At 58.3% G+C, this 12,862-nt stretch carries 15 protein-coding genes and 1 pseudogene; 10 read left to right on the forward strand and 6 right to left on the reverse strand.

Features of this window, described 5'->3' with window-relative positions; translation table 11 throughout:
- Positions 1–119: pseudogene (locus tag ABYT07_RS14235) on the forward strand (ATP F0F1 synthase subunit B); the annotation flags it as partial.
- A gap of 92 nt (positions 120–211) precedes the next feature.
- Here the strand turns inward: ABYT07_RS14235 and ABYT07_RS14240 are convergent.
- Entirely contained in the window at positions 212–982 is a 771-nt protein-coding gene (locus ABYT07_RS14240; protein WP_372992693.1) for a FadR/GntR family transcriptional regulator, read from the reverse strand.
- A gap of 120 nt (positions 983–1,102) precedes the next feature.
- Between ABYT07_RS14240 and ABYT07_RS14245 the strand changes: the two genes are divergently transcribed.
- From ABYT07_RS14245 to ABYT07_RS14255, 3 genes are all read left to right on the forward strand, one after another.
- Positions 1,103–1,501 (forward strand): hypothetical protein, encoded by a 399-nt coding sequence (locus tag ABYT07_RS14245; protein WP_372992695.1) that lies wholly within the window; start codon positions 1,103–1,105, stop codon positions 1,499–1,501.
- 118 nt (positions 1,502–1,619) lie between these two features.
- Positions 1,620–5,075: a chromosome segregation protein SMC gene (smc, locus tag ABYT07_RS14250; RefSeq protein ID WP_372992698.1), complete on the forward strand. Its 3,456-nt coding sequence runs from the start codon at positions 1,620–1,622 to the stop codon at positions 5,073–5,075.
- A gap of 297 nt (positions 5,076–5,372) precedes the next feature.
- The gene (locus ABYT07_RS14255; RefSeq protein ID WP_372992700.1) at positions 5,373–5,738 is read left to right on the forward strand and encodes a response regulator transcription factor; all 366 of its coding nucleotides are present in this window, start codon (positions 5,373–5,375) and stop codon (positions 5,736–5,738) included.
- 6 nt (positions 5,739–5,744) lie between these two features.
- Here ABYT07_RS14255 and ABYT07_RS14260 read toward each other — a convergent pair whose 3' ends face one another.
- Positions 5,745–6,719, reverse strand: coding sequence for a glutathione S-transferase family protein (locus ABYT07_RS14260; RefSeq protein WP_372992702.1), 975 nt, complete (start codon positions 6,717–6,719; stop codon positions 5,745–5,747).
- Positions 6,720–6,889: 170 nt separating this feature from the next.
- Between ABYT07_RS14260 and ABYT07_RS14265 the strand changes: the two genes are divergently transcribed.
- Positions 6,890–7,249, forward strand: a complete 360-nt coding sequence (locus ABYT07_RS14265; RefSeq protein ID WP_372992704.1) for a hypothetical protein — start codon at positions 6,890–6,892, stop codon at positions 7,247–7,249.
- 2 nt (positions 7,250–7,251) lie between these two features.
- Here ABYT07_RS14265 and ABYT07_RS14270 read toward each other — a convergent pair whose 3' ends face one another.
- Positions 7,252–8,421 (reverse strand): MalY/PatB family protein, encoded by a 1,170-nt coding sequence (locus ABYT07_RS14270; protein WP_372992706.1) that lies wholly within the window; start codon positions 8,419–8,421, stop codon positions 7,252–7,254.
- Positions 8,422–8,520: 99 nt separating this feature from the next.
- Here ABYT07_RS14270 and def (ABYT07_RS14275) point away from each other — a divergent pair, with 99 nt between their 5' ends.
- The 5 genes from def (ABYT07_RS14275) to ABYT07_RS14295 are packed head-to-tail and all read left to right on the forward strand — an operon-like array spanning position 8,521 to position 11,171.
- Positions 8,521–9,039, forward strand: a complete 519-nt coding sequence (gene def, locus ABYT07_RS14275; RefSeq protein WP_372992708.1) for a peptide deformylase — start codon at positions 8,521–8,523, stop codon at positions 9,037–9,039.
- Positions 9,036–9,515 carry a peptide deformylase gene (gene def, locus ABYT07_RS14280; RefSeq protein WP_372992710.1) on the forward strand — a complete coding sequence of 160 codons (480 nt, stop codon included), beginning with the start codon at positions 9,036–9,038 and terminating at the stop codon, positions 9,513–9,515. Before def (ABYT07_RS14275) ends, def (ABYT07_RS14280) begins: the two co-directional genes overlap by 4 nt.
- Positions 9,512–10,009, forward strand: a complete 498-nt coding sequence (def, locus tag ABYT07_RS14285) for a peptide deformylase (RefSeq protein WP_372992712.1) — start codon at positions 9,512–9,514, stop codon at positions 10,007–10,009. The genes def (ABYT07_RS14280) and def (ABYT07_RS14285) overlap by 4 nt, the downstream gene beginning before the upstream one ends.
- Positions 10,010–10,013: 4 nt before the next feature.
- Complete coding sequence (gene fmt / locus ABYT07_RS14290) at positions 10,014–10,928, forward strand: methionyl-tRNA formyltransferase (RefSeq protein WP_372992714.1); 915 nt, start codon at positions 10,014–10,016, stop codon at positions 10,926–10,928.
- A gap of 3 nt (positions 10,929–10,931) precedes the next feature.
- A complete protein-coding gene (locus ABYT07_RS14295) occupies positions 10,932–11,171 on the forward strand; it encodes a hypothetical protein (protein ID WP_008228386.1) in 240 nt (79 codons plus the stop codon).
- Between the two features lie 2 nt (positions 11,172–11,173).
- Here the strand turns inward: ABYT07_RS14295 and ABYT07_RS14300 are convergent, their stop codons facing one another.
- The 3 genes from ABYT07_RS14300 to ABYT07_RS14310 form a co-directional block, all read right to left on the reverse strand.
- Entirely contained in the window at positions 11,174–11,797 is a 624-nt protein-coding gene (locus tag ABYT07_RS14300; RefSeq protein ID WP_372992716.1) for a trimeric intracellular cation channel family protein, read from the reverse strand.
- Positions 11,794–12,249 carry a ribonuclease HI gene (rnhA, locus tag ABYT07_RS14305; protein ID WP_372992718.1) on the reverse strand — a complete coding sequence of 152 codons (456 nt, stop codon included), beginning with the start codon at positions 12,247–12,249 and terminating at the stop codon, positions 11,794–11,796. The genes ABYT07_RS14300 and rnhA overlap by 4 nt, the downstream gene beginning before the upstream one ends.
- On the reverse strand, positions 12,237–12,862 hold a 626-nt coding region (locus tag ABYT07_RS14310; RefSeq protein ID WP_372992719.1), incomplete at its 5' end, for a class I SAM-dependent methyltransferase. The genes rnhA and ABYT07_RS14310, both read right to left, overlap by 13 nt.

Below are 12,862 nucleotides of genomic sequence, written 5' to 3' on the forward strand. Positions count from 1 at the left end.
AAGCGATTATTATCGCGATCGCCTCAGCCAAAGACGTAATCGCCAAGCAGATGACAGCTGCCGAAGGCAATGCGCTGATTGACGCCGCAATCGCGGATGTGGACAGCAAACTGCACTAAAGCTCTTTAGCTCAAAATTTAAAAAGGCCTCGAAGCATCTTCGGGGCCTTTTGTCGTTAAAACCGGCACCTTCTTTCAATTAGATTGTTGTGTCAGTCGGTCTGGGTCGCGTGCTCTAGGCGCTGACGGGCGACTTCTTCGTTGCGCTCGGATTTCTGCTGGTCTCGCAGGGCGTTTTCAACATAGTTCAAATGCGCTTCGACGGCTTCACGCGCGGCGGCGGGGTCACGGTGTTGTAGCGCGTCATTGATCGCGCGGTGTTGGTCTAACAGGGCAGACCGCGTCGTGCGCTGCTTGAACATAATCTGGCGGTTGTAAAACACACCGCCGCGCAGCAGGTCATACATCGACCGCATCATATGCAGCATCACAACATTATGGCTGGCCTCGATGATGGCCATGTGGAACTGGGCGTCCAGCTGTGCCTCGTCTTCGGCATTTCGTTTTTGATGGGCGGCTTCCATCTTGGTAAAAACAGTTTGAATGACCTCAAGATCAATGTCCGATCCTAGTCGTGCAGCGCGTTCAGCGGCCAGCCCCTCAAGATCGCGGCGAAAGGACAGATAGTCGAAAACCGCTTCATCATGGCGGGCGAACAAGTCGATCAAAGACGGCGCAAAGGCCCCGCCCAGGACATCTGCCACATAGACACCAGCACCCGGCTTTGCCGTCAACAATCCGCTTTCTTGCAACTGTGCAATCGCGTCCCGTAGGGAAGGGCGGGATACGGCAAGCCGCTCTGCCAGTTCACGCTCTGACGGCAGCCGTTCTCCGGGGCGCAAAATGCCCCGCAGGATCAGCTTTTCGACCTGACGGACGACCGCCTGAGACAGTTTTTCAGATGATACGGGGTGAAATGGCATAGGGGCTTCCTTGAATTGGTCAAATTATATGACCAGCGGCCCGCTGCTTCAATGCGTTTATCCATGGCACTCCGGCACCGCATTCACAAACCATTAACCAATAGTGGTTAGCGCGTAGGTATGAAAATCTTAATCATCCTTCTTGCGTTGGTATTTCTTGCCGCTTGCAACACGCCTGGTCCGCATTTTCGCGACGTGCCGCCGACCAGAGTCACGGTAGAGGGGTCCGTTTTCGACGTCCGCGTAAAGGGGGATCTGGCCGAAGCGGTGCGCGTTAACCCGGAATACGCCCCTCGTTTCGGCCCGATCCGGCAACGCGCTGCATTTGCTATGGCTCAGGTCAGCGGCTGCAAGGTGCTGGACGTCTTGGGGGATCAGGCGCTGGCAACCGGACGGCTGTCGTGCAAGGGCAAAGGCACCGCGCCCTATCTGGCGAAAAACTGCGTTCCGCTGCCGGATGTCGGGGTCGCAGCGCGTGGGCTGCCCAAAGTCGGCGCGATCTGCACAAGCTCGCCATAGGGTGATATCTTGTGGATAACACGGCCATGATCCGCTGCCATTCGTGTCTTTCAATTGACTTGCAGGCGTTGATCGCAGCACCTGTCCCACCAAGGGAATCAATTTGACGGACTAAAGATTGCGCTTTTCCAAGCTTAGACTGACGGGCTTCAAAAGCTTTGTGGATCCGACCGATCTGGTGATCGCGGATGGGCTGACCGGCGTGGTTGGTCCCAATGGCTGTGGCAAATCCAACCTTCTCGAGGCACTGCGTTGGGTTATGGGGGAAAACCGCCCCACAGCGATGCGCGGCGGCGGGATGGAGGATGTGATCTTTGCGGGTGCCGCAACGCGTCCGGCGCGCAATTTCGCCGAAGTCGCATTGCACATCGACAACACCGAAAGGCTGGCCCCGGCTGGCTTCAATGACACCGACCAGATCGAAATCATCCGCCGGATTACCCGCGACGTGGGCAGTGCCTACAAGGCCGCCGGCAAGGACGTGCGGGCACGTGATGTGCAGATGCTGTTCGCTGACGCGTCAACCGGATCGCATTCGCCTGCGTTGGTCCGTCAGGGCCAGATTTCTGAGCTGATCAATGCCAAGCCCAAGAACCGCCGTCGCATTCTGGAAGAGGCAGCAGGGATTTCCGGTCTCTATGCCCGTCGTCACGAGGCGGAGCTGAAGCTGAACGGTGCCGAGACCAACCTTGCCCGTGTTGATGACGTGGTTGAACAGCTTGCGACCCAATTGGCGCAACTTGGCCGTCAGGCGCGCCAGGCCGCGCGGTACCGCGAGATCGGAAATGATCTGCGCAAGAGTGAAGGCATGCTGTTGTACCGGCGGTGGCGCGAGGCAGATGACGCACGCGCAGCGGCGGCCGAAGACCTGCGTGCCCGCACTGCTGCTGCCACCCAAGCAGAGGGCGCAGTGCGCCATGCTGCCAAGACGCGGCAAACGGCCGAGGATGCCTTGCCGCCGTTGCGCGAGGAAGACGCCATCGCAGTGGCAGTCCTGCAACGGCTAGGGGTTCAGCGCGATACGCTGACCGATCATGAAAACCGCGCACAAGCGACAATTGACGCACTGACCAAACGCATTGCGCAGCTGGCCCGCGATATCGACCGCGAGTCGGGCCTGAACAAGGATGCCGGCGAAACGATTGAACGGCTGGAGTGGGAGGCCCGCGAGCTTGAGAAAGCAAGCGAGGGACATGGCGATGCGCTTGAGGATGCTGCAGAATTCGCGCACGAGGCAGCATCGATTTTGCAAACAAGCGAGGCCGAGCTTTCTCAGTTGACCGAAGATGTCGCCCGTCTGGTCGCGCGACATGGCTCAGCCGAGCGTCTTTTGACGGACACCCGCAAGACCCTGCAAAAGTCCGAGACAGAAGCGATGAGAGCCCGTGAGGCAGTGCAAAACAGCCAGGCGGCGATGGCAAAAGCTGCCGTTGATTTCGAGGCGGCACAGACAGCCGAAGCGACGGCGACAGCCCAAGCCGATGCTGCAGAAGACGCCTTGATCGAAGCCGAAGAAGCCCGTGCCGCGACTCAGTCGCGCGAGGCTGAAGCGCGTGCGGAACGATCCGAAGCCGAAGGTGAAATGAACGCGCTGCGCGCCGAGGCAGGTGCCTTGGCCAAGCTGGTTGAACGCGACACGGCAGAGGGTGGTCAGATACTGGACCGGCTGCAGGTCGAGCACGGTTTTGAAAAAGCCCTTGGGGCGGCGCTTGCGGATGATCTGCGGGCACCGCAGGTCGATGCGGACGGCCCGTCCGGCTGGGCCGTTTTGCCAGCCTACGAGGCGACGCAACCTTTGCCCGGCGGTGTGACGGCGCTGACGGCGCATGTTTCAGTTCCCGATGTCTTGGCCCGTCGGATGAGCCAGATCGGTCTTGTCGATGCAGATGACGGCCCGCGTTTGCAATCGGCACTTTTGCCCGGCCAGCGGTTGGTGTCGCCTGAAGGCGATTTGTGGCGGTGGGACGGTTTCAGGGCGTGGGCAGAAGACGCGCCATCTGCTGCGGCGCTGCGTTTGCAACAGATCAACCGGCTTGAGGTGTTGAAACAGGCGCTTGAGCAGGCCAGCCAGCGCGCTGAAGGGGCGCAGGACGCGCATGCGGCGTTGCAGCACAGATTGACCGCCCAGACAGAAGCCGACAAGCGCGCCCGCGACGCGCGCCGTGATGCCGACCGTGCCGTTGCAGATGCGGGCCGCGCGCTAAGCCGTGCCGAGGCGGATCGGAATCTGGCAGAAGGGCGGGTGGAAAGCCTTGGCCTTGCCGTGACGCGCCACGAAGAAGAGGCGATGGAAGGGCGTCATCAGGTTATGCAGGCAGAGCGTGCCTTGGCAGATCTGGAAGACGTCGCAGAGGCACGCGCCGATGTCGAAGCCTTGCGGATGACGGTTGAAGGCGCGCGGATTGCGATGATGTCGCGCCGTTCGGCCCATGATGAATTGCGCCGCGAAGGCGCTGCGCGGTTGAAGCGGTCGCAGGAAGTCACGAAAGAACTTAGCGGGTGGCGCTACCGGCTTGAGACCGCAGAAAAGCACAGTACCGAGCTGATTGACCGTAAAACGACGTCAGAGGCGGAGCTGAAAGAGGCGGGTGCCGTCCCCGCTGAAATTGCGGCCAAGCGTGAAGAGTTGACCCACGCGATCACGACCGCTGAGGACCGCAAGGCGGACGCGTCGGACAAGCTGTCGGCGGCTGAAACGGCGCTGCGTGAAACCACATTGGCAGAACGCGAAGCCGAACGCCTTGCGTCGGAAGCCCGCGAGGCGCGCGCACGATCTGACGCCCGCGCCGAGGCTGCCAAAGAAACTGTCGCCTATGCCGCCGAACGAATCTCCGAAGACCAGCAGATGACGCCGACCCAATTGCTGGCATCGCTTGATGTCGATCCTGATCAGATGCCGGGGTCCGATGCGCTTGAGGCTGATGTGAACCGTCTGAAACGTCAGCGCGAGGCGTTGGGGGCGGTAAACCTGCGCGCCGAGGAAGATGCGAAGGAGGTGCAGGAGGAATACGATACTCTTACCACCGAAAAGGCAGACCTTTCCGAGGCGATCAAGACCCTGCGCAGCGGTATTTCAAGCTTGAACCGCGAAGGGCGCGAGCGGCTTTTGACCGCATTCGAACAGGTGAACAGCAATTTCTCGATGCTGTTCCGGCATTTGTTCAACGGCGGAGAGGCCAATCTGGTAATGGTTGAATCCGATGACCCGCTTGAAGCCGGACTAGAGATCATGTGCCAACCACCGGGCAAAAAGCTGAGCACGCTCAGCCTGCTGTCGGGGGGAGAGCAGACCTTGACCGCGATGGCGTTGATTTTCGCGGTTTTCCTTGCCAACCCCGCACCGATTTGCGTTCTGGACGAAGTTGACGCGCCTTTGGATGATGCCAATGTCACACGCTTTTGTGATCTGCTGGACGAGATGTGCCGGCAGACAAACACGCGGTTCTTGATCATCACCCACCACGCGGTGACGATGGCGCGGATGGACCGTTTGTTCGGGGTTACCATGGCCGAACAAGGTGTCAGCCAATTGGTGTCGGTTGATCTGAAAAAGGCGGCGACTTTGGTGGCTTAGGCCTTTTGGGATATCGTGGCCATCGAAATTTTGCCTTTCCCAATCCTGTGATAGCCGACTGCGTCACCGCCAGAAACGAGGCCAAAAACAGGTTGTATGTCCATGCAGATTGGCGGAAGCGGCAGATTAGGCTCGTTGTGCGAGATAATGCAGGCTTCGATCTAAAAATTAACCTATCCCTAACGCTACGGAACCCTCCCTGTCGGTCGCAGTTCTTAACGATTTGTTAACGCTTAGAGCGGCACTTCAGAGTCATAGATAAGTTAATTATGAAGCAATATATTGCTGCGGGGGAAAATGAATATTTTGATTGTCGAAAGCCAATCAGATCTTGGGGCGCTTTGGCAGCGTCATCTTGAGAGACAGGGAATGGACGTCGCTTGCGTGGCGACCCAAGAAGAGGCAATTACGCGTCTTTCGATCCATTCCGCAGACATCATCATCCTCGATCTATTTTTGAAGGAGGGTGCCGCACTGGCCGTCGCAGATTATGCGAATTACAAGCGACCAAAGGCACGCATTATTTTTGTGACGAACACGTCGTTCTTTTCGGACGGGTCGATTTTTGCCCATTGTGCGAACGCCGATGCCTTTGTCCCCTCTGCGACACCGCCAGAGGATCTGGCGGCGCTGGTTGAACATTGCGGCAGCCGTGCCTGCTAACCTGCCCTAGCCACGCCCATGTGGGGCCATGAAATCAAGCACCGGGTTGATGGGAATGATCCGGTTGGGATTAATCATATCGTGGCTGTAGTGATAGTGCCGGACGATGTGATCCATCACGACGGTGTCTGCGATGCCGGGCATTTGGTATAGCTCGCGGGTATAGGCCCAAAGGTTTGGATAATCGATAGTCCGCTTTCGATTACATTTGAAATGCAGGTGATAAACCATATCGAACCGCACCAGCGTCGTGAACAGGCGCCAGTCTGCCTCGGTCAGGGTGTCGCCTAGCAGATAGCGGTTTGAGGACAGGATGCCTTCGATCCACTCAAGGCTGTCGAACAGCGGCACGACTGCTGTGTCATAGGCGTCTTGGGTGCTGGCAAACCCCGCTTGGTAGACCCCATTGTTCACGGTGTCATAGATGCGGTTGTTGACCTCTTCGATCTGGGCGCGCAGCGGCTGCGGCCAGTAATCATCGGTGTTGCCGGTGATGGCGTCAAAGGCACCGTTAAACATGCGGATGATCTCGGAAGATTCGTTGGACACGATGGTGCCTTGCGTCTTGTCCCACAAGATTGGCACGGTGACGCGCCCGCTGAATTTCGGATCGGCCTTGGTGTAAATGTCGCGCGCAAAGGGCAGGTCGAAAAGAGTGTCACCCGTTGCACCGTCGAAATCGGTGTCAAAAGCCCAACCTTCGCCCAGCATATCCGGATGTACCACCGAAACACTTATGTGATCCTCAAGCCCCTTGAGGGCGCGAAAGACCAAGGCGCGGTGCGCCCAAGGACAGGCATAGCTGACGTAAAGATGATAGCGGCCAGTTTCAGCTTTGAAGCCCGCATCGCCCGACGGGCCTGCGGCACCATCTGCCGTGATCCAATTGCGGAACTTTGCGGCAGAGCGTTCGAATTTTCCGCCGGACGATTTCGTATCGTACCACTGGTCCTGCCAGACACCATCAACCAAGAGTCCCATTCGCATCTCCTTTACATATCTGTGCAAAGGTTAGCGTAAGTGATTTTTTTGACCATGGGCAGGACCGCACATTAGGTCTGCATGGGCGCAGGGGCAGAAAATTTTTAGAATCGCTTGATTTTGACGCCAGATAAGGCAGTTTGGTTTTTGCAGTGACCGGGGGAAATATTGTGGAATTTCAACTATCAAAAGAAATCCAGGCGGGTCTAGATGCTGCGCGTGTGGACAGTTTGCGCAAGGCGTCACGCCTTTGGCTTGAAGTGGACGGGATGCGCTACAAGGTGTTGCGCCACTGGGGTACAGGTTTCTCGATGGAGGCTGAAACAGCCCCGCAGTTGCGCGGCTTGGTCGATTTGCATGACGGTGCAACGCATTTGTTTCAGTGCCTGATCATCGCCGCCCAGGAAGAAGGCGGCGAGATGCAGTTCGAATTCAAGCGCGCCACCAAAGTTGCACAAAAGCCCGCGCTTGATTTTGAGAAAGCGGCCGATGCGCCGGTGGGCCTTATTGCCCACGACGCAGCGATCTAGATTTACTGCAGGTCTTTGAACGCGTCGCGCAGGCGGTTGCAGGCCTCTTCTACGCGCGCGCGGGGTGTGGCGATGTTAAAGCGCATAAAGCTCTCGCCGCCCTTGCCAAACGTCGGCCCGTGATTGGCGGCGATGGCTGCTGTCTGCTCGATCCGTTTGGTGAACTCTGACTGTGCCATTCCGGTGTCGGCAAAATCGACCCACGCCAAATAGGTCGATTCCAGCGCCATGGATTTCAGCCCGGGAATGGCGTTGACCGCTTCATCAAACAGACGTCGGTTGCCATCCAGATACAGAACCAGTTCATCCACCCACGTGGCCCCTTCTGGGGAATAGGCTGCGGTTGCCATGAATAACCCGAATGAATTGGGGGACAGCCCCATTGCCGCCATGCGTTCCGCAAAAATCGCGCGCAGCTTTGGGTCCGGAATGATCACATTGCCTGAATGGCAGCCTGCGATATTGAAGGTCTTGGTTGTTGCGGTCATCATCACCAGACGGTCTGCAACCCCCTCGATCAGCGCCATCGGCGTGTGGGTATGGCCGGGCATCACCAGATCATGGTGAATCTCGTCGGACACAAGCACAAGATCGTGGCGCTTGGCAAAGGCTGCGACCTGCGCAAGTTCGTCTTTGGTCCAGACCCGCCCGCTGGGGTTGTGGGGCGAACAGAACACCAGCAGCGTCTCGTTGCCGGTCATTTGGGCGTCATAGGAATCGAAATCCAGCTCGTAGCGACCTTTGTTGTTCACCATCTCGCATTCGACCACCTTGCGATCCGCAGCGGTAATCACCCGCGCAAAGGCATGGTAAACGGGCGTGAACAAGACAACACCTTCGCCAGGTTTGGTAAACGCATCGACGCACATGGCAGTACCGTTGACCAGACCGTGGGTGGTGAAGATCCAGTCTTGCTCAACGTTCCAGCCGTGACGGTTTTCCATCCACCACTGGATCGCGCCCAGATATTTGCTGTCATCGCCGAAATACCCGTAAACGCCATGATCCAGCATATTTTGCAGGGCGGTTTGCACCACGGCAGGCGGACGGAAATCCATATCAGCGACCCACATGGCAATGCCAGTGTCACGGGGCACGCCATAAATCGGCTCCATCTTGTCCCATTTCGCACAATGGGTATCGCGCCGGTCTATGATTTCGTCAAAGTTCATTGGGATCTCCTGTCATTTTTCGATGGCACGCTAAACCTAATCGTCCGGATCGCAAGCCCCGAGGTTGCAGCGGGGGAGGTGTTGTCTTAAATCAGGCTGATGAAACGAAATATTATCTTGCACCCCGACCCCCGGCTGAAAAAGCTGTGCGCCCCCGTCACGGACATGACGGATGAATTGCGCACGCTGGCCGATGATATGTTGGCCACGATGTACGACGCGCCGGGCATTGGGCTTGCTGCGCCGCAAATCGGTGTGCTGAACCGTCTGATCGTCATGGATTGTGTCAAGGAAGAGGGCGAAAAACCGCGCCCGCTGATCATGTTCAACCCAGAAGTCATCGCGTCTTCGGACACAGAGAGCACTTACGAGGAAGGTTGTCTGTCGATCCCGGATCAATACGCCGATGTGACCCGCCCCGCCGAGGTCGACGTCCGCTGGATCGACCGTGACGGGAACGAGCAGACCGAGACATTCAGCAAGCTGTGGGCCACGTGTGTGCAGCACGAGATTGACCATCTGGATGGCAAACTGTTCATTGACTATCTCAAACCGCTGCGCCGCCAGATGATCACGCGCAAGATGACCAAGCTGAAACGAGAGTTGGCCCGCGGATGAGCGTGCTGGACATCGTGATCTGGCCCGACGCGCGGTTGACGCAAATTTGCAGGCCTGTCTTAGAGATCACCCCTGAAATCGAGCAGTTGCTGGCCGATATGTTTGATACGATGTATGACGCGCCCGGTCGCGGGCTGGCGGCACCTCAGGTCGGGCGGAGCGAGCGTATTTTCGTTTTCGACGCGGGTTGGAAAACAGGTACACCGACGCCGATCGCCTGCGTGAACCCTGAGATTATTGCCTTGTCGGATGAACGTCTGACGGGTGAAGAGGGCTGTCTGTCGATCCCCGGAGTGCCGATGGATATTTCCCGCGCCGCCGAAGTGACCCTGCACTGGACCGACCGGACGGGCACGCACGAGCGCCTTTTCACCGGTGCCGAGGCCGTAATTGTGCAGCATGAATACGACCATCTTGACGGGATCGTCATTTATGACCGCGTTGAACAAGATGTCGCAAAGGATAGCCAGCCATGAGCGTTCGCAAGATTATCCCATGGCCCAACACTTGCCTGCGAACTGCGGCCGCACAAGTGTCCGAGATCACCGATGAAATCCGCGGTCTTTGGGAGGACATGATCGACACGATGGATGCCATGCCCGGCGTTGGCCTTGCTGCGCCGCAGATCGGGGTGATGTTGCAGGTCGCAGTCGTGGATGCGTCGCAAGGGCGCAATAAACGGATAAGATTGGCTAATCCCGTGATCCTTGATGCCTCGGCGATCCTGAATGAACATGACGAAGCCAGCCCGAACCTGCCCGGCGTGTCGGCAATGGTGAAACGCCCGCGCGGCGTGACGGTACGGTATCTGGACGAAAACGGTGTCGTGACGCGCCGCGATTTCGTGGGGCTTGAGGCGACAAGCGTCCAGCATCAGATCGACCACCTTGCAGGCAAGATGTATTTCGACAATCTAAGCAAGACGCGCAGGGACATGCTGCTGCGCAAGGCGCGGAAATTCAAAGGATAGGCCGATGCGCGTGATCTTTATGGGAACGCCCGAATTTTCGGTACCCGTGCTGGATGCGTTGGTGCTGGCCGGTCACGAGGTGGTCTGTGTATATTGCCAGCCGCCCCGTCCGGCGGGGCGCGGCAAAAAGGACCGTCCCAGCCCGGTGCAAACCCGCGCCGAAGAATTAGGGTTGCCGGTGCGCCATCCTGTTTCGCTTAAAACGCCCGAGGCGCAGGCCGAGTTTGCATCGCTTGATGCGGATATCGCCGTAGTCGTGGCCTATGGCTTGATCTTGCCGCAAGCGGTTTTGGATGCGCCTGCGCAGGGCTGTTTGAACATCCACGCGAGCCTGTTGCCGCGCTGGCGCGGCGCTGCCCCCATTCACCGCGCGATCATGGCAGGCGACGCTGAAACTGGTGTGTGCATCATGCAGATGGAGGCGGGGCTGGACACAGGTCCGGTGCTTTTGCGCGAAGCGACACCGATCCGGACGACAGAGACCACGATCCAACTGCACGACCGTCTAAGCGAGATGGGCGCGCGTCTGATTATCGACGCCCTTGCTAAATTGCCGGACCTGACGCCGGAGCCGCAACCATCAGAGGGCGTGACCTATGCCGCCAAAATCGACAAGGCCGAAGCACGGATAGACTGGGCCAAACCTGCGGCGCAGGTTGACCGTCTGATCCGGGGGCTTTCGCCTTTTCCCGGTGCGTGGTTTGAAGTCGGCGGCACCCGTGTCAAAGTCTTGGGGTCATCACTGGCCGATGGCAGCGGCGCGCCCGGCGAGGTGCTGGATGCCAGCCTTCGTGTGGCCTGCGGGCAGGGGGCCGTGCAACTGACCCGCTTGCAACGCGCAGGAAAAGCAGCGCAGGATGTATCTGTGTTTCAGCAAGGTGCGCAGATCGCGTCGGGCACGATTTTAGGCGAAGGGTAACCCATGTTTCCATCAATGATCGGCACTGTCGTGATCGCAGGGATCGTCGGCTATCTTGCGGAAAAGTCAGGCTTTACCCGCAATGGCATTCTGGCCTCGATCATCATTTGCGTGGGCGGGGCGTTCTTGTTCTATTTCGTCCGGTTGATGTTCGGATTCGGGTTCAACTCTCCGGGATTGAACGCGATTGCGTCCTCTATCGGGGCGTTGATCATCGTGCCGTTTCACTGGCGTCGAAAATAGGGCTAAACGCGGGGCGGGCGGCTTTTGTAGACTGGCAAGTTCCATCCGAAGTAGAGCGATCCGGCACGCAAAATCCACGTCACACAGGCCCCCGCAAACAAGGCGATTGCGTCATCGTCAATAAACATCCGAAGGATGACGGCCGTGGCAGCACCGGTAAAAGCGGCCGTTACGTAAAGTTCGCCCTGCTTCAAGACCAAGGGTACTTCTCCGACGACAACGTCGCGCATCAGACCACCCATGCAGCCCGTGATCATGCCCATCAGAACCACGATTGTGGGGGATTGGTCCAGTGACAAAGCCACGCCAGCCCCCGCAGCCACCGCGACGGCCAGTGCAAAGCTATCGAGCCAGATGAGCGTGCGATACCGGCTTTCCAGCAGGTGTGCGGTGAAGAAAACGATCAGAGAGGCGAAAGCCGCCGCCCCGAGATAGGCTGGATTTTCAATCCAGAATATCGGGTTGCGGTCCAGCAGAAGGTCGCGCAACGTGCCGCCGCCCAAGGCGGTCAGGCAGGCGATGAACGCAAAGCCGACCAGATCAAGCTGCGCACGGCTGGCCACCAACGCGCCCGTGATCGCAAACACCAGCACCGAAGCATAGTCGAGAACGCTGATCAGGCTCATTTGCCTTTGAACGGGGCCATGCCAGCCCGCGCCAGTTCATCCGCGCGTTCATTTTCGGGATGGCCCGCGTGCCCCTTGACCCATTCCCACGTAACCGAGTGTCTGGCGTTTGCAGCATCAAGCCGCTGCCAGAGTTCCGCGTTTTTCACGGGCTTTTTCGCGGCGTTTTTCCAGCCATTTTTCTTCCAGCCAAAGATCCAGCCGGTGATGCCGTTTTTCACGTAATTGCTGTCCGTGACGATGGTGATCTCGGTTGGGCGGGCCAACGCCTCAAGCGCACTAATCGCGGCCATCAGCTCCATACGGTTGTTGGTGGTATCGGGTTCGCCGCCCTTCAGCTCGCGCTGTTTGACGATCTTGCCGTCTTCGACCGCGCGCATCAGAACACCCCAGCCGCCGGGGCCGGGATTGCCTGAACAGGCCCCATCGGTATATGCGATTAACTTTGCCATGCGCGCAGGCATAACCAGTCTGCATCGGTGCCGTCCAGCCCCTTATCGCGGCCTTTTTGGCGATCTGACACGTTTAGGCCTGCGTCTGTTAGTAAGCCCACCAATTCGTCCTCGGTGAAGTAGGTATAAAGGCGTCCGATTTGGTCACGCTTGGATCCGCTGCCCAGTTTCACACCGATGTGGAAGATGCCACCGGGGCGCAAGGCGCGGGCGATGTTGGAAAGGTGACGCGGCATGTCCGCGCGCGGGGCGTGCAAAAGCGAGAAGTTCGCCCAGATGCCATCATAGGCATCCGTCTCGGCCAGATCATCGAAGCTGCCGATTTTTGCGGTGATGTCATTGTTTTGCGCTGCCAGAGCGATCATTTCAGCCACGGGATCAACTGCGGTGACCTGCAGGCCAGCCTGCGCCATCTGAGCTGCTGCAATGCCCGGCCCACAGCCCAGATCAAGGACGCTGCCGCCCGGTTTCACGGCTTTGATGAACGCAGAAAGTAACGGATCGCGTGCCAGACCTGCGGTGACGTTTGCGTATTCATCGGCCTTGGTGGCGTAAACGCCAAGGGTTTGCGGGTCTGTCACAGAAACACCCCGGTGCTGAGGCAAAGCAGTAC

Origin of the sequence: Sulfitobacter sp., from assembly GCF_041552635.1 — a bacterium.
GTDB lineage: Bacteria > Pseudomonadota > Alphaproteobacteria > Rhodobacterales > Rhodobacteraceae > Sulfitobacter.

Coding starts and splice junctions, on each gene's coding strand:
- def (WP_372992708.1), top strand. CDS start 8,521: ATGAAACGAAATATTATCTTGCACCCCGACCCCCGGCTGAAAAAGCTG.
- ABYT07_RS14255 (WP_372992700.1), top strand. CDS start 5,373: ATGAATATTTTGATTGTCGAAAGCCAATCAGATCTTGGGGCGCTTTGG.
- fmt (WP_372992714.1), top strand. CDS start 10,014: ATGCGCGTGATCTTTATGGGAACGCCCGAATTTTCGGTACCCGTGCTG.
- rnhA (WP_372992718.1), bottom strand. CDS start 12,249: ATGGCAAAGTTAATCGCATATACCGATGGGGCCTGTTCAGGCAATCCC.
- ABYT07_RS14295 (WP_008228386.1), top strand. CDS start 10,932: ATGTTTCCATCAATGATCGGCACTGTCGTGATCGCAGGGATCGTCGGC.
- ABYT07_RS14300 (WP_372992716.1), bottom strand. CDS start 11,797: ATGAGCCTGATCAGCGTTCTCGACTATGCTTCGGTGCTGGTGTTTGCG.
- ABYT07_RS14270 (WP_372992706.1), bottom strand. CDS start 8,421: ATGAACTTTGACGAAATCATAGACCGGCGCGATACCCATTGTGCGAAA.
- ABYT07_RS14240 (WP_372992693.1), bottom strand. CDS start 982: ATGCCATTTCACCCCGTATCATCTGAAAAACTGTCTCAGGCGGTCGTC.
- ABYT07_RS14260 (WP_372992702.1), bottom strand. CDS start 6,719: ATGGGACTCTTGGTTGATGGTGTCTGGCAGGACCAGTGGTACGATACG.
- def (WP_372992710.1), top strand. CDS start 9,036: ATGAGCGTGCTGGACATCGTGATCTGGCCCGACGCGCGGTTGACGCAA.
- def (WP_372992712.1), top strand. CDS start 9,512: ATGAGCGTTCGCAAGATTATCCCATGGCCCAACACTTGCCTGCGAACT.
- ABYT07_RS14245 (WP_372992695.1), top strand. CDS start 1,103: ATGAAAATCTTAATCATCCTTCTTGCGTTGGTATTTCTTGCCGCTTGC.